This is a genomic window from Bacteroidota bacterium, assembly GCA_037133915.1.
Taxonomy (GTDB): Bacteria; Bacteroidota; Bacteroidia; order Bacteroidales; family CAIWKO01; genus JBAXND01.
Genome location: JBAXND010000031.1, coordinates 21543 through 48038, shown reverse-complemented (window position 1 = coordinate 48038; position 26496 = coordinate 21543). Strand labels below are relative to the sequence as shown.

Genomic DNA, 26496 nt, shown 5'->3' with positions numbered 1-26496 from the left:
TTGTTGCGGTTTGCAAAATAATATTCTGTATTTTTATCGGACAATAGTGATAAATAATAACATTACTCAGATGCAGGAAAGCGCACCTACCTTTAAAAAAAGCCTGAAACTGGTCGATTCCACAGCTCTGGTTATCGGTTCTATGATTGGCTCCGGTATTTTTATTGTGAGCGCTGACATGGCCCGCGTACTCGGCTCACCCGGGTGGTTGCTCGTTGCATGGGGAATAACAGCATTTCTTACAATATGCGCCGCACTAAGTTTTGGTGAGCTTGCAGGCATGATGCCTAAAGCAGGCGGACAGTACGTTTATCTGCGTGAAGCCTATAATCCTATGTCCGGATTCCTTTACGGATGGACGTTGTTTATGGTAATCCAGACAGGTACTATTGCCGCGGTTGCCATGGCATTCGGCAAATTCCTCGGTGTAATGATTCCATGGATTTCAGAAAATAATGTCTGGCTCGATCTGGGTTTTGTGAAATTCAACACCGTACATTTTCCGGCAATCGGTTCACTTCTGTTGCTTACATGGCTTAATTCCAGAGGCATCAGAGCAGGTAAATGGATTCAAAATTCATTCACATTCACAAAAATTTTAGTTCTGTTACTCTTTATTATTGTTGGATTAACGTGGGCTGCAAACACCGGAGCTATTCAGGCAAACAAAGCTGTTTTCTGGGACGCAATGCAAACGAACAAAGACGGAAGCATGATTCCTCTGGCCGGTTTTGCGATACTGGCGGCAATGGGTACAGCCATGGTTGGCTCACTTTTTTCTGCTGATGCCTGGAACAATATCACATTTACGGGCGCTGAGGTGGTAAATCCAAAACGAAATATTCCGCTCAGCCTCTTCCTTGGAACGCTTATCGTTTGTGGAATCTACATGCTTGCCAATGTGGTTTACCTTCAGGTACTGCCCCTGCGCGGTTCGCCCGATGGTGTAACAGATTTTGCAAGAGGTATTCAGTTCGCCACCAACGACAGGCTGGGTACGGCATCCATGAGCGGATTATTTGGCAATGCCGCACCCATAATCATGGCATTGCTTGTAGTCGTTTCTACTTTTGGCTGCAACAACGGCTTGATACTTTCCGGTGCCCGCGTTTATTATGCCATGGCAGGCGATGGACTATTCTTCAAAAAAGCCGGAGCCCTCAACAGTAAAGGTGTTCCTTCTTTAGGTCTGTGGCTTCAGTGCGGATGGGCAATTATCTTGTGTCTTTCCGGCACCTACGGCAATCTGCTGGACTATGTGGTTTTTGCCGTTCTAATATTTTATGTAATGACTATTGCCGGTGTTTTCATCCTTCGCAAAAAAAGACCCAATGCCGAGCGACCCTACAAAGCGTTTGGATACCCGGTAATTCCAGCTATCTACATTATTGTTGCAACACTCATTATGATAGACCTTCTGATTTATAAGCCTACATTCACCTGGCCCGGTCTGATTATCGTTTTGCTGGGCGTGCCGGTATATTATATATGGAAGAAAAACGGCGCATCCAAGAAACCGTCAGAATAAGAGGTATCACCATCTATGATTATTGGTGCACAACGATGGTTTGTTGTGCGTATTGGATTGTTAAATAAAATTTTATAGATTTGCACTAACAGAAGTTGCAATCAATAATAAATCAAACAAACAATTAATCTGAAAAGCTATGGCAGACGGAAAAAGTAAAAAAATAATTTTGTTTTCAGTAATAGGTGGTGTTGTAGTTATTGTTCTTGCACTGGGGTTGTGGTTTATGTCGCATGGAACATTAAAAATAAAAATGAATGTGGCAGCCGATACACTGATTGTTACTGACAGCGATAAAGACGTAGTTGCTACCATTACCGGACAAAATGAAGCTACGGTAAAATTCCTTTCATCGGGAACCTATACCATCGATATCAAGGCTGCTGGCTACAAAACAGAGAAGAAAGAAGTTGAAGTTGGCTGGATAAGCTCGGTAAGCGAATCATTTGTGCTGGTGGCCGATTCAGCAACTATCAAAGCTGAATTCGCTGACGCGGAAGCTGCATTGATGTATCAATGGCAAGGAAAATTTCTCAAATCAGAAATGGTTCTCGCCATTAGTCAGGCAGGCGGTGGCAATGCTTCCGGCTATAATCAGACCGGAGGAAAACAAACCGAGCTTAACGGGACCTATCAAAAAAATGGCGAAAATTATAATGTAACCCTTAACGAACTTGGCAACAGCGCCGAAAACGGTCAGTTTGTTTTTACGGTGAATAATTCAACCGGAATGGCTGAAGGCTATTGGGAATCAAAAGACAAAAACACCAAAGTGCCATTCAAATTCCAAAAAGGTGATGGTAAAGCAAAACCTCAGAACAGCAAAGTAAAAAATCAAACGAACACCAGTGAGCCCTCCGAGTATATGGGACTGGTAATACTCAGCGCAAAGTACGGTACCGCCGGTAAATTCTACGATGTAACCCACAGTCTGAGCAATAAAATCAGAAACGGGAAACTTTTCGTGAATGTATCAAACGCCTCTTTCGGTGACCCCGACCGCGGTCATCCTAAATCGCTTACACTTAAATACAAATATGGCGGACAGGTTTACAACCGTTCGTACCGCGAAGGTATGAATGTGAATATTCCATAGATAACCTTAATATTTATAGAAAATCCGGGCAGCGCTGTCCGGATTTTTTTTGATATACCATGATTGAAGTGCAGCAATCTCATATCTAAGTTTCTAAACAAAAAATTATTTACATTTACATTCTTCAAAAACAATTTCAAAAATATGAATAACATCTTTCGTTCATTGCTGCTGATATCCATTCTTTGCACTTCGCCCATATTTACAAAAGCCGGTCCCGGTGACACTACCCATGTGCAAACATTTACTTTTGGCTCTCCGCAAAACGCGAAGTTCCAGTTCCCGCCCAACACACTGCAAACTCGGAAAATACTAATGTATTATACGCTTAAATGCAACCCTGCCCAAAGCCCTGCATGTGGAGAATGGGATTACCTCACCTATACTTATCTTTATGAGCACACCGGAAAGCTGGATTCTACGATGCTTTCAGCACACAGCTACGTGGTCGATGGCGCCAGCCCAGATTCCCTGCACTTCATGAAACAGCCGTCGTACAAATACTTCCCGCACTTCTCCATCAATCCGGTATATACCGATACCCTTTCGCTCAACACAGCAAGTATTGGTAACGGAGTTTTACAATCAACATTTCCCTTTCATAGTTCTGATGCAGAAAGCAGAACACAATACCTTTGGAAAGCAAGCGAATTGATTACTTCCGGAATGACAACAGGAAACATTACGGGCATTAGATTCAACATACAATCAGCGGGCAGCATGCTGAAAAATTTAATTATCAGAATTAAACACTGTTCACTCGATTCAATTACTGCCGAAAACGTAGAATTGACAGGCTTTACAACCGTGTATCAAAATAATACGTTATTGGTAAGCGGGTGGAATTCCCTGCAATTTATTAATCCATTCAATTGGGACGGTACATCGAACCTGCTCGTTGACATATCATTTGACAATGCCGTGAATGGTGCGTCCACAGCCGTTCTGGCCGACAATCCGGGTTGGAAATCAGGACTGGCAACATCAGACAACGACCAATCATTATTTTTTGAAGGTGCCGATTACGTAAGCGTTCCGGCTTCCGCGCTTGCACCGCTCGACAGTTTTATCACGGTTTCTTTCTGGCAGTATGGCGATCCCGCACATCAACCCCAAGACCAGTCCACCTTTGAAGCAACAGATTCACAAGGACGCCGCGTGTTGAATGCACATATTCCGTGGTCGAACGGGAATGTTTATTGGGATGCCGGAAACAGTCACAGCGGAAACTATGACCGTATTAACAAAGCGGCGCAAACTCAAGATTACGAGGGCACATGGAACTACTGGACCTTTACCAAAAATATTGCGGACAGCTCCATGAAGATTTATCTGAACGGCCATTTATGGCATTCGGGCGTCAATATGAAACGCACCATGGACGGCATTGCTACATTTAAAATTGGTTCATTTGCCAATGGCAGTGGCAATTATGACGGCTATATGGATGAATTTGCACTTTGGAATGCAGCGCTTGACTCAAACACCATTAAAACATGGATGTTCAAAGACCTTGACAACACCCATCCCTATAATAATAATCTACTGTTCTACTACAAATTCAACGAAAACAATATGCTGCTCGCAGCAGATTCTTCCACAGGAGGCAATAATGCAGCACTTACAGGACTGCCGGTTCACACACTTATTCCCGGAAGTGAACTTTTCAGAAATTATAAAGAATTAAACACACGCCCCAATGTGATATTTGAACAGGGTGTGTTCGTTTCTCATGCAGATACCGTTGTTACTGTAGATTCAGTGCAAATGCCACCAATGGAAGTTATTTTTTACAGCGATTCACTCAACCCAATTTCTGCAACAGATACCATGATTGTTTGGCCTGAATATTTCAATCATTATGTGTTTAACGGGCAGGGCATCGCCACCGATTCGTCACTGGTAGCATTCGATTCCGTTATTTACCTTCACCACTGGTCATATTACAGTGTGCCTTTTGAAGTAATCAACCGTATTGAGCTGGGTCGATATATTACACCTTACGGAAACGGTTTAAGCCTCGGGAATGGATTTACCTGGGTGTTTGACGTGAGCGATTACCGCTCGTTGCTGGTCGATTCGGTGCATCTGAGTGCAGGCAACTGGCAGGAACTTCTCGACCTTCGCTTCGATTTTATTGAAGGAACTCCGGCGCGCGAACCTTTCAAAGTTCAGAATTTATGGTGTGGTGGATTCAGCTACGGTTCGAACACCGAGACATTGCTCAGCGCCAAGACGATTTCAATAGACAGCGCGGCAGTCAATACGCGCTTTAAAATGCGGCCCACCGGTCATGGTTTTGGAGGCAATGAAAATTGTTCTGAATTCTGCGCCAAAAACCATAAGATAAAAGTAGGCGGTATCCAGCGGTTCTCGAAACTTGTGTGGAAAAATGATTGCGGTGTAAATCCTGTTTATCCGCAAGGCGGAACATGGGTGTACAGCCGTGCCAACTGGTGCCCGGGCGATGATGTGCCCACCTTCGATTTCGAACTTACACCCTATGTAACGCCAGGCCAGCCGGCTTCTCTTGATTATGACATTGATGCATATACATGGAACGGGCAAGGCTCAGCGCCATACTACCAGATAGAAACCCAGGTTATAAGTTACCACAGTCCGAATTTCACACTCGACGGTGAAATTTATGATATTAAAACACCTGGATCGGCACATGCCTACAAACGTCTGAATCCCATTTGTAACAATCCACTCATTACCATTCGTAACGGAGGAACAGATACCTTGAGGAGTCTTGTTATTACATACGGTTTGGAAGGTGGCACACCAACGGTTTTCAATTGGTCCGGACATCTGGCCTTTACGGAAATGACCGATGTACAACTTGGTGCCTTCGCATGGGATGGCGCACCCGGCAGATTCTACGCAACAGTATCGGCGCCGAATGGAGGCACCGACCAAAACACAGAGAACAACACCATGAAAACTCAATTTATTGCAACACCGGTGTATCCCCCGGGTCTAATTTTTGAATTTAAAACAAACACCTGGCCACAGGAAAATGCCTACACATTGGTCGATGACGCAGGTAATATCATTTTGCAGAAATCAGCATTACTGGCTAATAAAACGTATAAAGACACGGTGAATCTGCCTGACGGTTGCTACATCTTTAAGCTCACAGACAGTGGCGACGACGGTCTGACCTGGTGGGCAAATCCCGACCAGGGAAGCGGTTCAATGCGCATCAAACGCGCAAGTAATGGCGCGGTCATAAAATCGTTCAACAGCGATTTTGGATCGGAAATATACCAGCAGTTTACCGTTGGATTCAACCTGCTTGTTGATGAAATCCCGGAAAACAAAGGAACAATAGACATTTATCCAAATCCCTCTTCAGGAAAATTTACTGCTAAAATATCACTTTCTTCACCTCAAAATATTGAAATCAGAATCATGGACATTTTAGGAAATTCTGTTTTGACCGAAAAAGTATTCGTTGACAATGAAATGGAACTTCCTGTGGATATAGGCGAATCCGCGCCCGGTTTATATATCGTGTCTGTAAAGACAGCCAGCGGCAATCTTATGTATTCCAAAATAAATGTAATGCGGTAGCAAAAAATATCGTAACACTTTTTTGCAAAAAAGTGTTACGATATGATACTAATTACGAATAGCGGATTTCAGCTCATGGCGGTATTTGCGGTATTCAATAATTGGAGCATCGCCCATGATAAGTTTTTCATCCATCATCATCTCCGATTTCTTTGGCAATTGAGTAATCACAACACGTTTGTCCTGTCTCAGAATAATAATGCTTGAGCGTACGCCGAACCAGTTTATTATATTTCTGATTACTGGAAGCTTTGAAATTTTCTGATAAAAACGAATATAAACAATGGTATTTTCGTCATCCACCGGAACAAAGGCCGCAAAAGCACGCACCTTGTCGGAAATCAGATTTTGCCAGATATTCGGGAAATTAAATTCAAGGCAGAACAGGTCTTTATAACCGGGCATCTGCTCAGGTTTAAGCGGAACGGTCGTCCCGTTATCGACACGATTATCGAGAAAGAAACGCAACAGACTTCCTTCACGTTCAACTACCGGTCCGTTAACAAGTGTTTTATTGCCTCGACCAATGGTAGTGCGATGTACAAATGGCAGATGCACAACATCCAGTTGATTCTCTACAGCCCTTGAATAATGTACATTCCAGTGGTCTATGAACGTACCGTAAGAAAAACCCGTTTTAAGATATTCAAAAAAGTAGGGGTCGGGAATATTCTCTTTTGCTTCTCCCCAGTAGAGCCATATTAGTCCGTGGAGTTCGCGCACGATATAGGATTTGACTTTATACTGCTGCCCCACTGCAGCATTTTTTCCGTTTGCCGGGATGAGCACAACTTTGCCTGAATAATCGTACTGAAAGCCATGAAACGGGCATTCCACATGATTGCCAATTACATTTCCTGCGCCCAGCGAAACGCCCCGATGGCAGCAAATATCGCTGATGCAGCAAATTTTGCCGGAAGCATCACGCCAAAAAACCATTTTTTCGCCTAACCTTTTAACGGCATATGCTTTTTGCGATTTAATCTCTTTCGAGTCAAGAACAGCGTACCATTGGTCTTTTATCATGATCCTGTATTTTATAATATAAAATTACTTCAAAATGGCTTACAAATAAAAAAAATCCCCTTCCCGGTCGGAAAGAGGATTCATACTAGAAATATGCACCAAATCAATTCGGTGTAAAACTCATCAGCATATCAATAACTGTATCCTCGTATCCTTCTTTGTAGGAAACCCAAACATAAAGGCTGATATCCGGATAATCGGGGTCAACAAGCATCATTACAGCAACAGGGAACGCACCTTTATTGCCTTCATACATATAGCCCCAATAGCCGTTCATTTTTTCTTCATCAAGTACGGTAACATCTCCAATACTTGTCACACCGTTATCAGCAGCCCATGAATAAAGATTGTTTTTCATTTCAGTGCGTGAAAGATTCTCATTCTTGCGTGGATAGATATCCATCGTGATTTTGCTGTTTGTACCCGACCATTCTTCACCCGTAGATGTGGTAACAGAAAAATTGCCCGGCACTTTGAATTTAGTTTTATACGGCTCCCATGTAAATGTTCGCCAGTCCTGAGCATAGGCAGAACTAAAACCAGCCATGATAAAAACAACAAGCAAGGCTTTTAAAAGAGTAGCTTTTCTCATAAATTGTGATTTAGGTTTGACAACGTTTTAATATCAAATTGTTCATTATTGAACAAAAATAATAATTTTCATGAATTTCCAGATATCACCACTATCTGTTATTTATCAACAGTTTGTGAATAACTTAGAAGTTCATAAATTCCCAGCCAAACGCATAAACAATCAAGTGCTGCGGGGGTATCTCGGCAGTTTCATTCCGCAGTTATTACAGAAATTCTCTTTTTACCATCCATGCGAATAGCCATGTGTTTTTCAAAGCGAACGTGTCTGAAATAGGTTGTATCATGAATAGCAGGCAGCGCCGATAACATGTTCCATGATATATAGCTTCCTGTAAGCTCCGGCTGCACCGACAAATAGCCAACATTCATAGACGTAACATTATGAAAAAAATGGGAACCTGAGGACGCGTCGAGCGGAAAATCTTCGAGGCTTGTTTCTACGATTACCTTTGCCGCCGATATTTGAGGCCAGTTAACCGGCACACCTATAAATTTATCACGTGTACCCCAACGTCCGGGACCAATCAGCACATATTTCTTGTTTTCCGCAATCATAATGGCATTCAGTTTTTCTATCTCGGCGGCCATCTCTTGTGTCTTTGATTTATCAAAGCGTTCTTTAGGAATATAGATAACATCTGAAACCAAATCTATACGGCCATTGCCCATTGATTTTTCCGCATAAAGCAAAATGCTGTTTTTAGGAATATCGTCCATATTCACCACGTAATCGTCGGCATTGCCTATCAATGGCTTTATCTGAAGTAAATAGAACGACGCGCGGTTTCGTGAATCTTTATTCAGGTCAACTGCAAATTCTATTTCAACAGGCGACCCCATGGCCTCTTTCACAATATCAAGGACTACCTGCAAGGTTTCGGCCAACGGAATATAATTGTATTTAAGAATATTCGCAAAGTTTACAATCCGCGGACCCGGTTGTGAAAGCCCCGGAACAATGCGTTCGCTTTCGGCATCGTAAACCGAAGCACAATGCCTCATGTTTCCATGTCGCTCCGCATCTTCAATTTCGAGTTTTACCAGACCAGCATCTTCACCATCAAGCAGGTTAAGGTTTTTGTCTTTAAGGTCAACAGCATAAAAATTTACCTGAGAGTTTTTATATTGGTCTTTAGACGAATTAATATCAGTAGTAGGATATTTAGGTGAAAACCGATATGCCCGTTCGCCTTCCACGACGTAAGTTCCAAGACCCAGCGCTGCCACAGCAAAGCCTTCTTCGGGCTTCATGTGGGCAAAAGGATAATAATTATAGGATTGTGCAACGCCGCTGATGTGCGGATAGTGAACGTCTTCATAGCGATTGCCCACCACTTCCTGAAGAACGATTGCCATACGTTCGTCTTCAATTTTATAATTGATGGCCTCGACATAACCGCGTGCCACTTTTGAATAGACGGAAGCATACACCAGTTTTATCGCATCGGCCAGTTGTTTAAGCCTTACTTCAATGTCGGGATGGCAATTTGGCAACAGGTAAGTTTCGAATATCCCTGCAAAAGGCTGCATGAGTGAATCTTCAAATAATCCGGAAGACCTTACCGCGAGAGGCTTTTCAGTGAGTTTAAGAATTTTTTTCAGTTTCTTAATCAGCCCCTCACTCAGGCGTCCGGCCATGAACATTTGCTTTGTAACATTGTAATCTGTTTCTTCAATTACAGTATTTCGCAAATGATTCCTATCGAGAAAATAATCGAACTCATCAGTGCCAATAATGAGTGTTTTAGGGCATCGTACGTTGATATTCGGCACCAGCTGATGAAAATCAAAATTATAAATGAGCGTGTTGATAAATGCCACGCCCCTTCCCTTTCCGCCAAGAGAGCCGGATGCGAGACTTACAATGCTGCTTTCTTCAAGCGTATCGGTTTCTTCAAATGCAATTACTTTACCCCGGTTCTGTTCGCTGCGATGCTTCTGAATGGCATTCAGCATGAATTCGCGCAGGTCGTTACTTGTTTTAAAATCCTGAACTTTGTAAGGATTGATATACTTTGCCAGCTGCACTTCACCACGCGCCATCAGCCACAACGAAAAATGATCGCGGCGGGCATGATAAATAAGTGATTCATCGGGAACCGTCCTGAGTTGCACTTCAAACTCGCGCAGAGAGCGGGCAATAGAGATTTGCGAACCATCGGCATTTTTGTAAATGAAGTTTCCAAAACCAAGATAATGCGTAATAAAACTCTGGATATCCTGTAACAGTGTAGGCGAATTTTTATCAATAAATACCGATTTCAGTTCAAACGCTTTAGATGCATTTCGCGGATCCGATGACTGAACAATGGTCGGCAAATCTTTGATTTGCTGCCTGACATATTGAACCAGATGTGCACCCGCATTTTCATCGAGTATTTCGTCCTTATCAAACTTCATATCGGTGATAAGGCACAGCATGTATTCCTTGTACTTATTAAAAATATCAATGGCCTCCTCATAATTCCGCGCAAGCAAAATCTTCGGACGAGCCCGTAGCCGCAGTACTTTCAACAATTCGTCGGAGTTTACGTCTTCAATAATACGTTTGGTTTGTTCGAGCACATTGGCGTAGAGCAACGGCAGATAACGGGAATAGTAGCGTGCCGAATCTTCTACAAGCAGCACCACACGCACCAGTCCCATGCGCGTATCATTTTCAACGTTTACTTTGTCTTCGAGATATTTCACCATCGCAAAGAAAACCTTGGGTTCTCCATTCCAAACAAATATTTTATCAATACTTGCCTGAACCTCTTTGTTGCTCTCATACGTTTCAATATCACTGTTGTTATTAAGCAGGATAAAGATGGGAATGTACGAGAACTCCTCCTTAATCTGTTTACTCAGCGCAATAGGTGTATCCTTATCGGAACCCATCATGAAAATTATGAGGTCATAATGTTTTGACCGCAGTTGTTCGAATGCTTCTTCAGATGATGAAACGCCTGTTACGCGAGGCATTGAAGTAAGATTCAACTGGTAATATTCGCCCAGAATATGCTCCGCAAAACGTCCTTCCTTCTCAATGTTATACGCATCATACAAGTTGGCAATAAGAAGTATTTCGCGTACTTTGAATGTCATCAAATCGTGAAAAACATTGCGGTCATAATTTTGCTTGTTAAGATATCGCTGCAAGAGCTGTTGACCTGTAATATTTGATTTCTGCTTCTCAAGCGGTTCGTGAAGTACAGGTCCTGTTGCTTTCCCTTTTTTCAGGATTGTTTTAGCAATTGTGCTGTTGAGATTGCCAGAAATTATATTCGCCAGATTGTTCAGCAGATTGCGTTCTTCTTTCAGAAAAGGGCCTTCATCACATTCAGGAAACTCTTTGGTATAGCATATTTCAATAAAACCCCGACGGTCGTCAATGGTTTCGAAGTGCTGGTTCTGTTTATATTCAGTTGCGCAAAATCTTGGTGTGCGATAGTCACGGCCATCAAAGTGAATACGGGCATTGGTAAATTCCGGATACTGCCATGCTTTGGGCAATATCAGACATAACTGAGCCAACAGCTCTTCGACCGGTTTTGTATCTTTTAATATCTGGGTGGCCTGATTGATGCAGGCAAGCTCTTTCAAACGCTCCGTATTTTCAGCAAGAAGCCGTTGCAATCGTTTCTGGTTATCTATTACCTCGTCCATACACCAATAGTTAAAATTGAGCTGTAATTACTATGTGAATTACTCAAATCCGGCAACTTTATGCACTGAGACTATTAATCGAGCATTCTAGTCAGTATTGTGCATCCAAATATATTAATAAAGGTGTGGAGAAGCGAAGGATAATTATACGCGTTTTACTTATTTTATTATACGTATTTTACCTATTGTCTATAAGTATTTCATTTAATGCAAATACGTGTATTAATTAATTATGCCTAAATTAGTTAGCAATTAAAAAAATAATTAAAAAATGTTGAACGGACATATTTTTTCAATTACTTTGTGTCACATTTTTAAGACAAACCTTTTTCAAACTAAACCTAAATAGGAGATTAGACAATGAGTTCAAATCAGGACAAAGTAAACAAATTCATGGCAAAGGTGATTGCCAAAAACCCTTCAGAAGCTGAATTTCACCAGGCAGTACAGGAAGTAGTGGAATCACTGTTCCCGTTTATCGAAGAAAACCCGAAATACAACGGTATTCTCGAGCGCATTGTTGAGCCCGAGCGCGTAATTATGTTCCGCGTTGCATGGCTTGATGACAAAGGAGAAGCACAGATTAACCGTGGTTACAGGATTGAGATGAACAGCGCCATTGGCCCTTACAAAGGCGGTCTGCGTTTCCACCCTACGGTAAACCTTGGTATTCTTAAATTCCTTGCTTTCGAGCAGGTATTTAAAAACAGCCTGACAACCCTGCCAATGGGCGGTGGTAAAGGCGGTTCAGATTTCGATCCTAAAGGAAAGAGCGATAATGAAGTGATGAAATTCTGCCAGGCATTCATGACAGAGCTTCAGCGCCATATCGGCCCCGACACTGACGTTCCCGCCGGTGACATCGGTGTTGGTGGACGCGAAATTGGTTTCATGTTCGGACAGTACAAAAGGATTCGCAACGAGTTCACCGGTGTTCTTACCGGCAAAGGCCTCGATTGGGGTGGTTCACTGATTCGTCCGGAAGCTACAGGTTACGGTCAGGTTTATTTTGCACAAGAGATGCTGAAAACCCGCGGTCTTGATTTCAAAGGCAAAACAGTTGTTGTATCAGGCTCAGGAAACGTTGCACAGTATGCTACAGAAAAAGCTACCGAATTAGGTGGTAAAGTAGTTACACTGTCCGATTCCGCCGGTTATATTTATGACCCCGCCGGTATCGATGCTGAAAAACTGGCTTATGTAATGGATCTCAAGAACAACAAAAGAGGTCGCATTTCTGAGTATGCTAAAAAATACAATTGCGAATACGTTGAGGGCAAAACCCCATGGGGTGTTAAATGCGACATCGCTTTGCCAAGTGCCACACAGAACGAACTGAACGGTGCCGATGCAAAAGTTCTCATCGCCAATGGTTGCTACTGCGTTTCAGAAGGTGCTAACATGCCTTCTACTCCCGATGCAGTTGAAATATTCATCGAAAAGAAAATCCTCTACGGACCGGGTAAAGCTGCTAACGCCGGTGGTGTTGCCACTTCAGGTCTGGAAATGAGCCAGAACAGTCTGCGCTTAAGCTGGACAAGAGAAGAAGTTGACATGAGGTTACACAACATCATGATCGCTATTCACAAGACCTGCGAAAAATACGGAAAAGATAAAGACGGCTACATCAATTACGTAAACGGTGCCAATATCGGCGGTTTCGTAAAAGTTGCCAACGCCATGCTGGCACAGGGTCTTTTCTAAACTCCGATGAAAATGAAAAAAGCTGTCCATTCCGGGCAGCTTTTTTTTTATCACAGGAAGAGTAAAATAATACTTCCTGTGCCTTATTTTTTGAAAGCTTTGACAATTGTACTGCAGATAAACTCCGAGGCACTGCCTGTTCCGTAAATTGGCGGATAATTATCGAAGGTTGTTGAGGTAAGATATTTATAAGCATCTACAATTGCTACAGCATTTGCATCAGCCAGAATTGCCATTCCATGATCTACAAGCTCCGTCCATTCCGTTTCTGCACGTAAAACAATGCATTTTCCTTTGAAGAAGTATGCCTCTTTCTGAACTCCGCCCGAGTCAGTCATAATGAGTTTTGCATGTTTTTCGAGCTGCACCATGTCAAGATATGAAACAGCAGGAATAATGCGTATCCGGGGATTCTCATTGATGGCTTTGAAAAGAGCCGGTGAAAGTCCGCTTTCCAGAATTTTTGCAGTGCGCGGATGGATTGGTATAACCAGCGTTTCATTATAGTCGTCGCTTATTGCATTCAAGGCGCTAAAAATGGAATTAAGACGTGTCAGGTCATCGGTATTTTGTTCGCGATGTACAGTAACCAGAATGAAATTGCCTTTCTCCAGTTTATTCGATTCAATTATCCGGCTGCGTTTCTCGGCAATAGAACCAAAATAAAGCGTATTGTCATACATCACATCTCCACAGAGAAATATTCCGGGATTATCAATAGTGTAAGGCGACTTGCTATTTGTATTGAATCCTTCGCGCCGGAGGTTGTCGATACCTCCAACTGTGGGTGTAAAAAGTAATGTAGAGATATGGTCGCACACAATTCGGTTTATCTCTTCAGGCATAATTTTGTTGAACGAACGAAGGCCGGCTTCGATATGAACTACCGGAATATGCAGTTTTGACGCAGCAATACTGCCTGCCAGCGTCGAGTTAGTATCACCATAAATAATCAGAAAGTCGGGTTTTTCGGCGAGCAGCAATTCTTCAACACCTCGAATCATTCCTGCAGTTTGCACGCCATGAGATGCCGAGCCGATACCCAGATTATATTCCGGAGCAGGAATATCAAGCTCTTCAAAAAACACCTTCGACATATTTTCGTCGTAATGCTGCCCGGTATGTAAAATAAGTTCATGAATATCATTTGAAAATTTCCCGCGAATGGCGCGGGATATAGCAGAAGCCTTAATGAATTGAGGCCTCGCTCCTACTATGGTCAGTGCTTTAAGCATGTGCTTTTTCAGTTTAATAAATGATAAAAAATAATAATTCTATTGTTTTTTGTCGAATGCGGGCTGACTTTCCCTGTCATGTTTCACAAATAACAAATAGGCATAAAACCAGCAAAAGAAGACAATACCTGCCTGAGTACTCAACATTGATTCGAACATAAAATTAAATGAAGTGAGTATCAAAAACAACATCAATAATGAATCTTTTCGACGCCAGGCAACAATTGCAGGATAGAAAAAAACCATAAGCAGCAGTATAAATCCAAAAATCCCGACGCCAAGAAATGTTTCAATAAACTGGTTGTGTACGTTCAGATTCAGGTCGGCTGCCTGCGTCAATCCCAGTTTTGAATATCCTTTGTTTAGCTCACTGTGAATGTCGCCATTGCCAACGCCTCCAACAACATTATCGCCAATTATACCCATCGATACTTGCCAGATTAACAAGCGCATATTATTGCCTGCAATTGAGTTGGTATTGCTTATCGGAGCATTATTCCTGTCAATAAAAAATGATTTGAAACGCACGTTGTATTTGAAAATAAGCAACAATAAAGCAACAGCGAATACAACAAATCCAATTTTGACCAATGAATTAAATTTTCTTAACCGCACATAAAACAGAATATAAATGAAACTCACCAGTATTATAGAAAGAATTCCTGACCGGGCTGAAACCTGATAAATCATTCCTATGAAAATCGAACCCGAAATAATCAGGAAAACCTTTGATGCAGCGTTCAAAGACTCTTTTCTGAGTAAATACACGATAAACATTATTGCGAGCACTAAATACATTGAAAAGTAAGAAGTATGCACCAGAAAGGAAAGTGGCTCATAAGTCATGTAATAACCCGATGGCACGTCTTTGGGCGTGGTGGATGAATACGTATTCAAAACGCCGCGAACAAGGCATATCAACGATGCCAATAAATTTGCCGCAATAAAAGTCCACATAAATTTTATGCGACTGTTCACATAATGCTTATTTGACGCGGCAAGCAAAGGTGGAATTAAAAATAGTGAAAGCTTTACCTCCATATCAAACATTGCCACTGAACGAAACGTTGAATAACTTACGCTTACAAAATAAACAACATAAAGCAGCGGAAGCGCAAACACAAATGGCTGATTGCGCCATTTGACGAGCTTTTCACGGAAACCGCCTTCGAGCAGGAACGTAAGAATCCAGAGTGAAATAATTATGGGTAAGGCATGCGGAACTAAGGGCATTGCAAACACCAGCAACAGTGCGGTATAAAAATTTACTTTTGCTGAAATGCTAAAAAACGTGCTGCGCTCACTGTTCATTACGAAAAATATTTATGCCTTATATTAGCCTAAGTAACAAATGTTGCACGGCATCAAGTGTTTCGTTCTTTTTACAGAACGCAAAGCGAACCTGTTTAGTTACCTGCCCGCGTTCGGCGTAAAATGAAAAGCCCGGAACAGTTGCCACCTGCGTTTTCTGTATCAATTTCGTGCTGAAATCAAAATCATCGGTAGCACCGAGTTTATCAAATAGTTCGCTTACGTCAGCAATAATATAATAAGCTCCTTTGGGCAGAAACGGACGAAAACCGCATTTGGTAAGTGTTTCAAAAACGACTGCGCGCGCCTCCTCATACTTTTTCCGAAGCCCTTCGTAATACTCTGGCGGAAAAGATAAGGCAACAACCGCAGCGTGCTGGAATGGAGTTGGTGCTCCAACCGTTAAAAAATCATGAACTTTACGAATACGCGAAGTAATGGTTGCAGCAGCAATAGCCCATCCAACGCGCCATCCGGTTACAGAATAAGTTTTTGAAACAGAATTTATGGTAATGGTGCGGTCTTTCATTCCGTCAAGCGAAGCGAGTGAAATGTGTTTTGCGCCATCGTAGAGTATGTGCTCATAAATCTCATCGGTGATAGCATAGGTATCCCACTGAATGCAAAGGTCGGCAATGAACCGGAGTTCGTCATGACTAAAAACCTTTCCGGTAGGGTTATTGGGCGTATTGATAATGATGGCCTTGGTTTTTTCATTAAAGACAGCAGCCAGTTTTTCACGATCAAAATTCCATTCGGGAGGGTTAAGCGCAACATATTTCGGAATGGCACCGGACAGAATACAGTCGGGACCATAATTTTCATAAAAAGGTTCAAAAATAATAATTTCATCGCCCGGATTGATAATTGCACGAAGGGTTGACATCATTGCCTCCGTGGCCCCGCAAGTAACCGTAATCTCAGTTGCAGGATCGCATTCGATATTATTATACCATTTGGCTTTTTCACTGATAGCTTGCCTTAATTCAGGCTCACCAAAAGTAACGGGATATTGATTGTGATTGCTGTTGATGGCAGCAATAGCAGCGGTTTTAATAGCTTCAGGCGAATCAAAATCAGGAAACCCTTGTGACAGGTTATAGCCACCCATACTGTCGGAAATACGCGTCATCTCACGAATAACCGACTCTGTGAACATCTCTGTGATGCGTGATAATTGCTTCATCTACTAAATTATTTTCCGTAAAAAGAACGAACAACGTTGATGACATAATCTATCTCGTCATCATCTATTTCTACATTCATAGGCAGCGAGCACACTTCTCGACTCAATGCTTCCGTTTCCGGGAAACCGCGGTCAACAAGCTTTAACGCCTCATGTTTGTAATATGGTTTGCGGAATTGAGTGAGCACTTCAACACCATGCTCTTTCAGATATTCACTGAAATCATTGCCCTGCTTTGCGCGCAGTGTGTAGTTCTGATATACATGATCAAAGCCCTGACGCTCATAATGCGGCAACATCAAATCAGGCAGGTCACAGAGTGCCATACGGTACTTCTCGGCAATCTCTTTTCTTTTTACAATCCATTCAGGAAGATGAGCCAGTTTCACGTCCAGAAAAGCAGCTTGTAAGTTATCCAGCAGACAGGTAAAACCGTGTCCGTGGTATTCGCCGCTCTGCCTGTCTTCGCCGTTAAACCGCATGCGACGCGCAAAGGCCGCAACATTTTCGTCATTGGTTGTGATGGCACCGCCGTCACCGTAGCCACCCAGAATTTTGAACGGATAAAAGCTGAAGCATCCCGTAAGACCCCAGGCGCCTGCACCTTTCCCATTAATGGTAGAACCAAGGCTCTGGCAGGCATCTTCAACAACAGCCAGGCCATGCTTTTCAGCGATTTTCATAATTGCCGGCATATCGGCCATCCAGCCACTCAAGTGTACCGGAATGATGCCTTTGGTGCGCGGTGTAATCACCTCTTCTATCTTCGTAACATCAATATTAAAATCGCTCGTAACATCTACCAGGACAGGTGTTGCACCCACATTAACCACCGCAGATGTTGTTGCCACAAAAGTATGTGCCGGCACAATTACTTCATCGCCCGGGCCTATTCCGGCAGCACGCAGCGACATATGCAGCGAATCATAACCGCTGTTCAGTCCAACCGCATATTTTGTTCCTGCAAACTTTGCCAGATTCTCTTCAAAGTTCCGCAAATGATGGCGGTCAATAAGTTCTCCGGTTTCCATCACATCAAAATAAGCAGCATCAAGCTCTCTTTTTATTGTCTTGTACAATTTCGCAGGTTCCACGAACCTCACTTTTCTTTTCTCCATTTCTATCAGATTATTTCAATAATTCATTTGTCAAATATCCGCATTCTGACGTACCAAATAACCAATTTCAAATACGGTTCAATTTCTTTGTAGTTCGGCTTACTTTCTTTTCTTCACTTTCCAAGCGCCGTTTTACTTTCTTCACATCTTCTGAAGGTGGAAGTTTCTCAGGCTGAACGCCACGCTCTATAAGCATTTTGCGTACTGCTGAATTATTCTCAACATGTTCAGTGCAAATCTTCTTATGACCCTTTAAATCCTTTTCGACCACATTATGACTCGTAAGTTCCGTTGCAAAATCTTTTGCTTTTATTGTAAGTGTTGGCAAAAAATCAGCCAGTGGCCTGTTGTCAGGCACCATAAGCTTGCGTTTCATATCATTGGTAGTGAATCCTCCGAACAACGCTTTGTCGCCTAAGCTCCTGATCATGGCAAATCCTTTATCATCAACTCCACGTTCGTAACTGACACTTGAGAGTTTCTTTTCAGATTTGGTAAGTTTTTCCCGGGCATTCACACGGGCAACATCCAGTAATCGCTGTTCAATAATTTCCTGTTTCCGGGTTTGAACGGCAAAATACGTTTGTGCAAACGCTATTTCGCTTTTGGTCGGATCACCATTTTGAGCTATCAAATAGCAGGCGTAGCGCGTTAAAGCGAAATCGTCTATCTTCTTTTCCGCGCCATTAGGCATCTCTATCGTTTTGCTGATATCAGCAAAATGATCGGAAACCGCAATAGACGCGGTTTTGCATGCATCCTTCGCTTTGTCAATAATATTGACAAAATTGCGCCATTGGGTATAGCCGAGAATGGTTTGCAGTTCTCGAGCACTCCAACATTCGATGTCGTTGAATCCGTAAGCTGCCTGTTCAAATTTTTGAAGCAGCTCAATGATAAGTTCCTTTTTCATAAGTTGTTTAATTTTTTTATTATTCATAAGCGGAAATTCAAATCCCAAAATCAATCATTCCAATTTATTTGTTTTTTGTTTTTTTATAATGCAGTCATTGATGTCTTTACAGCAACAATGATGTCTTCTTTCTTTGGATAATAAGCATTTTCAAGTGTTGATGACGCAGGTGCAGGAGCATCAGGAAGGTTCACACGCATGATGGGTGCTTTAAGCGATGCGAAAGCTTTTTCGGCTACGATGGCTGCTATTTCAGCGCTGAATCCACCGGTTTTCCATGCTCCGTCTGCAATCACCAGTTTCCCGGTTTTCTTTACGGAAGTTAATATCATTTCTTCATCGTAAGGCTTGATGGTACGCAAATCAATAAGTTCAGCGTCGATGCCCCTATTTGTCAGTTCGTCGACGGCTTTGCGCGCTTCAATAGTCATATGCGACCATGAAACAATGGTTATATCTTTGCCTTCTTTGCGAATAATTCCTTTGCCTATAGGTACTTCATATGCATCTTCAGGAACTTCATCGGTTTGTCCGTAAAGCCAGCGGTCGTCGATAAACACAACCGGGTTAGGATCTTTGATGGCCGCTATCAGCAAACCTTTTGCATCATATGGTGTAGCCGGTGTAACAACTTTTAAACCGGGAATATGAGCAAAAAGTGAGTGTAATGCCTGTGAGTGCTGAGCTGCCTGTTCGCCACCACGATTTACTATGAGCCAGAATACAACAGGAACCGATGAGCGTCCGCCGTTCATGTAGTGCCAGTTGGCAGCCTGATTGATAATAGGGTCGAGCGCATACAGAACAAAGTCGACACGCGGATGTACAACAACAGGTCTCATTCCGGCGATTGCGGCACCGACAGCAGCGCCTGTCATGGCATTTTCAGATACGGGTGTGTCAATCACGCGTTCTTCACCAAAGAGTTCCACAAGGTCATTGCAAGTATTCCCAACGTACCACGGGCTTTTCACGCCCTGGCCTATAAGCACAACCGACTCGTCGGCAGACATCATTTGCCTGATGGCCTCATTGATGGCCGCACCAAAATTAAGTTTCCTTTTATCTGAACACATAGCGGCACACCTCTTCTTTAGGGGGTTTAACGGATGCGAGTGCAAATTCATTTGCTTTTCTCACCTCTTCTTCAACAGAAGCATGAATAGTTTTAATTTCAACTTCTGTAAGTATATTTTCCTGTAGCAAATGCTTTTCGAATCTAATAATCGGATCTTTTTTAATCCACGCTTCCACTTCTTCTTTCGGGCGTATATCTGTATGTGAACCCTGAATATTATCGTCGGGGCCTACATGTCCGCGCAAGCGGTACGTAAAGAACTCGATGAAGGCAGGACCGTTTCCTTCGCGGGCATTGGCTATTGCTTTTTCAACAACCTCAACTACAGCCAATACATCGTTGCCATCAGCCTGATAATAATCAACGCCGAAAGGCATGCCTACATCAGCAATGCTGTTCTTGACACGAATCTCACGAATAGGAAGATGTGTTGAATAAAAATTATTCTCACATGCAAAAATAATGGGCAGCTTTTTCAGTGATGCGAAGTTCAAAGACTCATACAGCACTCCTTCACCGGTAGCGCCATCACCAAAAAAGCTAAATGTAACACGCTGGTCGTTCCTGATTGATGATGCAAGTGATGCACCCAAAGCCAGTGAAATGGTTCCTGCCACAATAGGGACAATGCCGAGTACGCCATTTTCAGGGTCTATAAGATGCATGGAACCGCCGCGTCCGTGTGAGCAGCCACTTTCCATGCCATAGATTTCAGCAATCATGGCGCCCATGTCGCCGCCCTTTGCGAGATAATGCCCATGCGATCTATGATTCCCAAAAATATAATCTTTCTTTTCGAGCATAGCACCTATACCGGTGGCGATGGCTTCCTGACCTGAATACAGATGCACAGGACAGCGTATAGCGCCGCTTTTGATGGGGTCGACCAGACTTTCTTCTGCCAGCCTTATCCGCAGCATCATCCGGTACAGCCCGGTCAAAAAATCTTTAGTATATTCCATTGATTGTGAGTTAAACTAAATTGTGAGACAAGTTAAAATACCTCTCTCATGAAATGTGCAGAACAGGTTCTCGCATTTCGTCCATTTTGAAACACAGCCAAATTTAATGTGTTTTACTTTTTGAAAATGGCGAGCAAAGTTAAGAAAATAATCTTTAAATCTCTGCCAAAGGATTGCTCACGTACATACTTGATTTGCAGGCGCTTCTTCTCAGGCCATATGAGTTCCATATACGCTTTATCGGGATCTTCGGCACCTTCCAGTATTTTACCTTCGTCTGAATTCCATACCGAAGCCCAATCTGTTATTCCCGGCTTAACAGATAAAATCACTTTTTCTTCTTCGGTAAACAGATCCGTGAATGCTTTCAAATCGGGGCGTGGTCCAACAACACTCATCTGACCCAGGAACACATTGAAGAGCTGCGGCATTTCATCCAATTTGTATTTACGCAGAAAATGCCCTATGCGCGTGATGCGCGGATCGCTTGTTGTTGTAGAAGACGCACCTATTTTATCGGCATTTACAACCATGGTGCGAAACTTATACATCCTGAAAAGCACGCCATTCTTGCCTACGCGGGGAGCTTTATAAAAAACAGGGCCACCGTCGCCGGCTTTGATAATGATAGCTACGATAACATAAAAAGGCCACACAAATAAAATGAAAATACCACTAAAGAAGATGTCGAATATGCGTTTCATTTACAATTTCAAAGTTTGAATTTATGAAGATTTAGCGATGGCGGGCTTGAAGAGCCTGCAATAAAAAAGTTTCACCAGAGCAAACACGGAACCAATACCGTAAGTATAATGCAGCAGCACAAAAAAGAAAGGTTGTATGAATGCGCCCGCAATTCCCCCCTTTGCTGCCCGGCTGAACGAAAAATAATAGGCCGCCAGAACATACAATGCACCTATACCACCAAGCATCCACCAGAAACAAAAATGCAACAGACCCAGAAAGGCCAGTCCTGCCGTTCCAAGGAAAAAGCCAAGAGGCACGAGGTGCCTGAGCGAAACAGGCAGAGTATTCACAAAACGCAACGGATAAATTACCCAGAAGCCGTTGCGAAAATTATTTTTCATAAAGCGACTGAAGGTAGAACGAGTATAATACTCGACTTTAATCTCCGGAGAAAGAAAGATTTTTCCGCCATTGCGCCTTAGTCTGGAGTTATAATCCATATCGGAGGTACTGACGAGATTCTCATTGAACAGACCGATGGTCTCAAACACCTCACGTCGGTAGCAGCCGCCAAACACGGTATCTACCTCGCACACTTTATCGGAGCCGGTACGGAATGTAGAATTACCGACCCCAAAAGGATTGCTCAGTGTTGCAGTAATCAGTTTCCCGATAAAATTTTCGTTCTTTCCTTTAGTGATGAGAACACCGCCGATGTTATCGGCACCCAGTTCAAACTGCAGCCTGACGGAAGCAGAAATATATTTTGAATCATAGACCGCGTGTGCTCCCGCGATCATAATGACATCGCCTGAAGAAGCGTTGAAACCTGCATTGACTGCGGCCGGAAAAATCTTCTTTGGATTTGAGATAAGCTGGATGAAGGAAAATTTTTCACTGTATTGTTTAACGATATCAATGGTTTTATCAGAAGATAAGCCGTCAACAACAAGGATTTCAATGAATTCATGAGGATAATCATTTGCAAGCAGTGAATCAATGCAGTCTGCAATGAATGCCTCTTCATTCCTGCATGGGATGATAACGGAAACTTTTATCCGGCGTCCTTCTTCCATATTACAATTCTAATAAATCGCTATAAATCTGCACGAGTTTGATTTCTTCCGAGCGCCAATTATATTTTTCGAGCACCAGTCGGCGTCCTTTATCGCCCATCTGTCGTGCCTTTTCATCATCATTGCAAAGTTCATTAATAGCTTTCGCAAGCAGGTCGGTCCTCCCAGGCTCAACACAAATGCCAACACCGTTTCCTTCAATCAGTTCCTTCCACATCGGAAAATCAGAAGCAATCACCGGCAATCCTGCCGACATGTATTCAAATATTTTATTGGGCAGCGCTTCAATGTGATTCGGCTCCGGCATAAAAGGAACCAGTCCGGCCCGTGAATCTGAAAGAATACTATACATTTCTTTACGGCCAACCAGCCCGTGAAAATTCACATTTTTCCATCCGGACGAAGCTTTCAGCTCATCAAGGAACGTCTCTGGAGAAGCGTCGCCCGCCAAATTCAGTTTAATATCTTTCAACGCATCTTCTTCAAATGCAGAAAGCACCGTGTTGAGACCACGCTGTGAGGTGATTACACCCGTATAACAAACCTGCTGTTTACGGTTCGCCCAAACAATTTCACCGGGCAATTCTTCGGGAAGCGGATAGTTGAAAATCGCTTCAGTTTTTGCTTTCAGGTTCACGAATTTGAGCCTTATCGACTCGGTAGCGGTAAGGCAATAATCCATACGACGCGCAATGAAGCGTTCAGTATTCCTGATTACATATGCGACAATCTTTCTGAAACCTTTATTGATATATTCCTTACTGAGAATCTGCTTGACAATATCTTCATGAACATCATAAATCACTTTTTTACCGGACCATTTCAGCAGCAGCCCTGCAATCATCAATTCAGGATCATGGAAATGAAATATCCCGGCGCCCGAACTTTTAGCGGTTTTATATACCTTGCGCGTGGTAAACAGCATTCGCTTCAGGCGGCTTCCTTTTTTTACATCGACACCAATGATGCGGACATTATCCACCATGCATGTTTCAGCCCCCGGAACGATATACATCACGTCAAAACCGGCAGCAGCCAGTGAACGGCATTCTTTCATAAAAATCCTCACATCCCGGGCCGTGTGGGCTGAGGTCATGTGGCAAACAGATTTTGATAAAAGCGGAGTTGACATTTAGGACGTGAATTATGAGTGATGCCTGATGATATAAGGTTGATGCTATTTATTAAATAATGTTTTCAGTTCTTTTCGTTCGGGATAATTAATCAGCACCGCATTACGGCGTTTGTGGAACACGAACATACTTCCGGCGGCCACAGCCGATGCTTTTGTATTATTTATTGCTTCTGCAAGGTGCTCCAGCGTTCCTGCACCACCACAGGCAATCACAGGAATACCAACTGCTTCGGAAACTGCACGTATCAGTTCAATATCATAGCCTTCCATGGTGCCTTCCCGGTCAATTGAATTAATGAAAATTTCTCCTGCCCCCAGCCGTTCCACTTCTTTTGCCCATTCCACAGGGTTCTTGCCTGTATTATGATCGCCACATTGAGTATAAACATTGTATTTTCCGAAGAGGTTCTTCTTTACATCAATGGAAACCACTATGCTCTGACTTCCGAATTTATCAGCTGCTTCGGTAATGAATTCAGGCCTTTCGACCGCATAAGAGTTAATCGCAGCTTTTTCGAGCCCGAGTTTAAACAGTGTCCTGATATCTTCAATGCTTCGAATGCCGCCACCATAGCAGAAAGGCATGAAACATTCGTTAGCAATCTTTTCAATCAGGCTAAACTGAATCGGCTTTTTGGCTTTAGTGCGGCTGATATCCAGAAACACTATTTCATCAACTTCTTTCTCATTGAAGATGCGGACAGCATTTATAGGATCGCCCACATAAACGGGCTTTTTAAATTTCAGGGTTTTTACGAGGCCGCTGTCTTGCAGCAGCAATGCCGGGATGACGCGTATCTGTATCATATCAGCAGTTTTCAATAAAATGAGTAAGCAAACGCATGCCGAACTTATGACTTTTTTCCGGATGGAATTGTGCGCCATAAATATTATCTTTCCAGACAACACAGGGAAATTCATATCCATAAACGGCTGTTGCAAGTACCTGAGCAGGGTCATTGCACTGCATATGGTATGAATGCACGAAATAATAACGTGTATCTTCCAGTTCGTTGTCGAGCAATGGATTCTCTTTCTTGATATTCACAGTATTCCAGCCCATATGCGGTATGCGCAGCTTCATATCATCACCACTGAAACTGAATTTGATGCAGCCTCCATCAATCCACCCAAGTCCTTTTTCAATACCTTCTTCGCTGCTTTTACCCATCAGTTGCATGCCAAGACAAATTCCGAGTATAGGAGTCTTTTGTTCTACAACACGGGTATTGAGGGCCGCTGCAAGGCCTTTCTGATGCAGGTTGTTCATACCGTGGTCGAAGGCACCTACTCCGGGCAAAATCAGCTTATCCGCACTCATTATCGCCTGTGGATCAGCGGTAATAAGACTTTTGCATCCAAGTTTATGAATCATATTGGCGATAGAGCCAAGATTACCCATTCCGTAATCTACGATAACAATCATGGTTGTAGTAATAATCGGCAAAACTAACTAAATTCCGCAAATTATAGGTGAAACGGAGAGCAGAAAAGCATCCTATTTACCAAACAGCTTCTTCCGTATTTTAAAACCGAGGTTGAAGATCCATTCATTGGAAGGATAATCTTTATAGGTTTTATTAGGCTGATGTATGATTGCATTGAACTCTTCGGGAGTCCAGTCGAGTTTTTTAGCGATATAATCAAGGTCTTCGCCAATTTCATTGTCTTTGTATGATTTCTCATTCATCGCAGCAAGAGCCGATTCCCGATTTTCCTGACCTGCAAGTATCAAACTTGAGTAGTGAGCTCTGCGTTTATCATAACCGAATTTAACCGGAAGGTAGTAAGCCTGAAAAAATTTCGTGAAACGAGACTCGTGGTGTTTTCCGCCATAGTAACGCCATCCGAGTTCCTTCTCCATAGTTTTGATTGCCTCTTCCCTGTCGTAATGAATATAGTTCAGTACACGCACAATATTGATGCGTCTGATAAATGAGAAGTAGATATAACGTCTGAAAAACGTAAGATGCGGATAGGTCTTCAGTTTAATTTTTCCAAATTTCTTCTGAATTCCGCGGATGTGCCTATAATCAAGGGCATTGTAGCCCCAAGCTCTCGGTAATACCGATTCGGAAGCGAAATTACTGCCATTAAGAACGTACTTGATATTATTCTTGAGAGCATAGTGGTAAAGCCCTGAGAATATCGCATGATCCTGAGGAATGTCCTGATTGGCAACATTTGCAAGAAAAAACGAGCGCTGTAAGTCCTTCATCTCTTCCCAGTTCACTACATGCGTAAATAGGTCGAGATTAAGAGCTTTACAGATATTTTCAATGTTCTTCACTGCAATCTCAGAATTCCAGCCACAATCAACATGCACTACCAGCGGTCTCAACCCTAGTTGCACTGCTTTGTAGGTAAGGTAGGAGCTGTCAACACCACCGCTCAGGCCAACGATGCAGTTAAATTTATTGCCTTTTGAAGTGCGGTTTATCTCGTCGGCAATCTCCTGCAGGCGCTTTTCGCCATCGTTTTTAACAAAAAGATAATTATCAACGATTTTATCGTATTCACGGCAGTGATTGCAAACGCCCTGTTCGTCGAATGTAATCCACGGATCGCTTGTATCCATGATGCAGCGAGTGCAGATGCGGTATTCAGAGTTTTGTTCCAT

Annotated in this window: 20 protein-coding genes; 4 read left to right on the top strand and 16 right to left on the bottom strand. The window is 42.8% G+C overall.

What is annotated here, in order from left to right; translation table 11 throughout:
* Positions 1-70: 70 nt before the first annotated feature.
* From WCM76_11195 to WCM76_11185, 3 genes are all read left to right on the top strand, one after another.
* Positions 71-1528, top strand: a complete 1458-nt coding sequence (locus WCM76_11195) for an amino acid permease (GenBank protein ID MEI6766200.1) — start codon at positions 71-73, stop codon at positions 1526-1528.
* Between the two features lie 139 nt (positions 1529-1667).
* Entirely contained in the window at positions 1668-2624 is a 957-nt protein-coding gene (locus WCM76_11190; GenBank protein MEI6766199.1) for a DUF3395 domain-containing protein, read from the top strand.
* A gap of 144 nt (positions 2625-2768) precedes the next feature.
* The gene (locus WCM76_11185; protein MEI6766198.1) at positions 2769-6203 is read left to right on the top strand and encodes a peptide-N-glycosidase F-related protein; all 3435 of its coding nucleotides are present in this window, start codon (positions 2769-2771) and stop codon (positions 6201-6203) included.
* Between the two features lie 48 nt (positions 6204-6251).
* On the opposite strand, the gene WCM76_11180 is transcribed toward WCM76_11185, so the two are convergent.
* The 3 genes from WCM76_11180 to WCM76_11170 all read right to left on the bottom strand — a co-directional run bounded on the left by WCM76_11180 (position 6252) and on the right by WCM76_11170 (position 11471).
* Complete coding sequence (locus tag WCM76_11180; GenBank protein MEI6766197.1) at positions 6252-7229, bottom strand: aromatic ring-hydroxylating dioxygenase subunit alpha; 978 nt, start codon at positions 7227-7229, stop codon at positions 6252-6254.
* Positions 7230-7332: 103 nt separating this feature from the next.
* Positions 7333-7821 carry a hypothetical protein gene (locus tag WCM76_11175; protein MEI6766196.1) on the bottom strand — a complete coding sequence of 163 codons (489 nt, stop codon included), beginning with the start codon at positions 7819-7821 and terminating at the stop codon, positions 7333-7335.
* A 191-nt stretch (positions 7822-8012) separates the two neighbouring features.
* On the bottom strand, positions 8013-11471 hold the full coding sequence (locus tag WCM76_11170; GenBank protein ID MEI6766195.1) for a PEP/pyruvate-binding domain-containing protein: 3459 nt from the start codon (positions 11469-11471) through the stop codon (positions 8013-8015).
* A 360-nt stretch (positions 11472-11831) separates the two neighbouring features.
* Between WCM76_11170 and gdhA the strand changes: the two genes are divergently transcribed.
* Positions 11832-13175, top strand: coding sequence for an NADP-specific glutamate dehydrogenase (gdhA, locus tag WCM76_11165; protein MEI6766194.1), 1344 nt, complete (start codon positions 11832-11834; stop codon positions 13173-13175).
* A gap of 83 nt (positions 13176-13258) precedes the next feature.
* Here the strand turns inward: gdhA and wecB are convergent, their stop codons facing one another.
* From wecB to WCM76_11100, 13 genes are all read right to left on the bottom strand, one after another.
* Entirely contained in the window at positions 13259-14410 is a 1152-nt protein-coding gene (gene wecB, locus WCM76_11160) for a UDP-N-acetylglucosamine 2-epimerase (non-hydrolyzing) (GenBank protein ID MEI6766193.1), read from the bottom strand.
* 39 nt (positions 14411-14449) lie between these two features.
* On the bottom strand, positions 14450-15721 hold the full coding sequence (locus tag WCM76_11155) for an O-antigen ligase family protein (GenBank protein ID MEI6766192.1): 1272 nt from the start codon (positions 15719-15721) through the stop codon (positions 14450-14452).
* 19 nt (positions 15722-15740) lie between these two features.
* Positions 15741-16907, bottom strand: coding sequence for an aminotransferase class I/II-fold pyridoxal phosphate-dependent enzyme (locus WCM76_11150; GenBank protein ID MEI6766191.1), 1167 nt, complete (start codon positions 16905-16907; stop codon positions 15741-15743).
* Positions 16908-16915: 8 nt separating this feature from the next.
* Positions 16916-18025 (bottom strand): DegT/DnrJ/EryC1/StrS family aminotransferase, encoded by a 1110-nt coding sequence (locus tag WCM76_11145; GenBank protein MEI6766190.1) that lies wholly within the window; start codon positions 18023-18025, stop codon positions 16916-16918.
* A 67-nt stretch (positions 18026-18092) separates the two neighbouring features.
* Complete coding sequence (dinD, locus tag WCM76_11140; protein ID MEI6766189.1) at positions 18093-18938, bottom strand: DNA damage-inducible protein D; 846 nt, start codon at positions 18936-18938, stop codon at positions 18093-18095.
* Positions 18939-19021: 83 nt separating this feature from the next.
* Positions 19022-20014 (bottom strand): pyruvate dehydrogenase complex E1 component subunit beta, encoded by a 993-nt coding sequence (locus WCM76_11135; protein ID MEI6766188.1) that lies wholly within the window; start codon positions 20012-20014, stop codon positions 19022-19024.
* A complete protein-coding gene (locus WCM76_11130) occupies positions 20001-20978 on the bottom strand; it encodes a thiamine pyrophosphate-dependent dehydrogenase E1 component subunit alpha (GenBank protein MEI6766187.1) in 978 nt (325 codons plus the stop codon). Before WCM76_11130 ends, WCM76_11135 begins: the two co-directional genes overlap by 14 nt.
* Positions 20979-21091: 113 nt before the next feature.
* Entirely contained in the window at positions 21092-21682 is a 591-nt protein-coding gene (locus WCM76_11125) for a sugar transferase (GenBank protein MEI6766186.1), read from the bottom strand.
* A 21-nt stretch (positions 21683-21703) separates the two neighbouring features.
* Positions 21704-22741 (bottom strand): glycosyltransferase family 2 protein, encoded by a 1038-nt coding sequence (locus tag WCM76_11120; protein MEI6766185.1) that lies wholly within the window; start codon positions 22739-22741, stop codon positions 21704-21706.
* Position 22742: 1 nt separating this feature from the next.
* Positions 22743-23873, bottom strand: a complete 1131-nt coding sequence (locus WCM76_11115) for a glycosyltransferase family 4 protein (protein ID MEI6766184.1) — start codon at positions 23871-23873, stop codon at positions 22743-22745.
* A gap of 45 nt (positions 23874-23918) precedes the next feature.
* Positions 23919-24683, bottom strand: coding sequence for an AglZ/HisF2 family acetamidino modification protein (locus WCM76_11110; protein MEI6766183.1), 765 nt, complete (start codon positions 24681-24683; stop codon positions 23919-23921).
* A 1-nt stretch (position 24684) separates the two neighbouring features.
* Positions 24685-25302, bottom strand: a complete 618-nt coding sequence (gene hisH, locus WCM76_11105; protein MEI6766182.1) for an imidazole glycerol phosphate synthase subunit HisH — start codon at positions 25300-25302, stop codon at positions 24685-24687.
* 72 nt (positions 25303-25374) lie between these two features.
* Positions 25375-26496, bottom strand: coding sequence for an N-acetyl sugar amidotransferase (locus WCM76_11100; GenBank protein MEI6766181.1), 1122 nt, complete (start codon positions 26494-26496; stop codon positions 25375-25377).

What these genes read in the sequence shown, in the direction of transcription:
- wecB (MEI6766193.1), bottom strand. Translation starts at nt 14,410, where the DNA reads ATGCTTAAAGCACTGACCATAGTAGGAGCGAGGCCTCAATTCATTAAG.
- WCM76_11115 (MEI6766184.1), bottom strand. Translation starts at nt 23,873, where the DNA reads ATGTCAACTCCGCTTTTATCAAAATCTGTTTGCCACATGACCTCAGCC.
- WCM76_11110 (MEI6766183.1), bottom strand. Translation starts at nt 24,683, where the DNA reads ATGATACAGATACGCGTCATCCCGGCATTGCTGCTGCAAGACAGCGGC.
- WCM76_11180 (MEI6766197.1), bottom strand. Translation starts at nt 7,229, where the DNA reads ATGATAAAAGACCAATGGTACGCTGTTCTTGACTCGAAAGAGATTAAA.
- WCM76_11150 (MEI6766191.1), bottom strand. Translation starts at nt 16,907, where the DNA reads ATGAAGCAATTATCACGCATCACAGAGATGTTCACAGAGTCGGTTATT.
- WCM76_11125 (MEI6766186.1), bottom strand. Translation starts at nt 21,682, where the DNA reads ATGAAACGCATATTCGACATCTTCTTTAGTGGTATTTTCATTTTATTT.
- WCM76_11130 (MEI6766187.1), bottom strand. Translation starts at nt 20,978, where the DNA reads ATGGAATATACTAAAGATTTTTTGACCGGGCTGTACCGGATGATGCTG.
- hisH (MEI6766182.1), bottom strand. Translation starts at nt 25,302, where the DNA reads ATGATTGTTATCGTAGATTACGGAATGGGTAATCTTGGCTCTATCGCC.
- WCM76_11155 (MEI6766192.1), bottom strand. Translation starts at nt 15,721, where the DNA reads ATGAACAGTGAGCGCAGCACGTTTTTTAGCATTTCAGCAAAAGTAAAT.
- WCM76_11190 (MEI6766199.1), top strand. Translation starts at nt 1,668, where the DNA reads ATGGCAGACGGAAAAAGTAAAAAAATAATTTTGTTTTCAGTAATAGGT.
- WCM76_11170 (MEI6766195.1), bottom strand. Translation starts at nt 11,471, where the DNA reads ATGGACGAGGTAATAGATAACCAGAAACGATTGCAACGGCTTCTTGCT.
- WCM76_11145 (MEI6766190.1), bottom strand. Translation starts at nt 18,025, where the DNA reads ATGGAGAAAAGAAAAGTGAGGTTCGTGGAACCTGCGAAATTGTACAAG.
- dinD (MEI6766189.1), bottom strand. Translation starts at nt 18,938, where the DNA reads ATGAAAAAGGAACTTATCATTGAGCTGCTTCAAAAATTTGAACAGGCA.
- WCM76_11195 (MEI6766200.1), top strand. Translation starts at nt 71, where the DNA reads ATGCAGGAAAGCGCACCTACCTTTAAAAAAAGCCTGAAACTGGTCGAT.
- WCM76_11100 (MEI6766181.1), bottom strand. Translation starts at nt 26,496, where the DNA reads ATGGAACAAAACTCTGAATACCGCATCTGCACTCGCTGCATCATGGAT.
- gdhA (MEI6766194.1), top strand. Translation starts at nt 11,832, where the DNA reads ATGAGTTCAAATCAGGACAAAGTAAACAAATTCATGGCAAAGGTGATT.
- WCM76_11185 (MEI6766198.1), top strand. Translation starts at nt 2,769, where the DNA reads ATGAATAACATCTTTCGTTCATTGCTGCTGATATCCATTCTTTGCACT.
- WCM76_11120 (MEI6766185.1), bottom strand. Translation starts at nt 22,741, where the DNA reads ATGGAAGAAGGACGCCGGATAAAAGTTTCCGTTATCATCCCATGCAGG.
- WCM76_11175 (MEI6766196.1), bottom strand. Translation starts at nt 7,821, where the DNA reads ATGAGAAAAGCTACTCTTTTAAAAGCCTTGCTTGTTGTTTTTATCATG.
- WCM76_11135 (MEI6766188.1), bottom strand. Translation starts at nt 20,014, where the DNA reads ATGTGTTCAGATAAAAGGAAACTTAATTTTGGTGCGGCCATCAATGAG.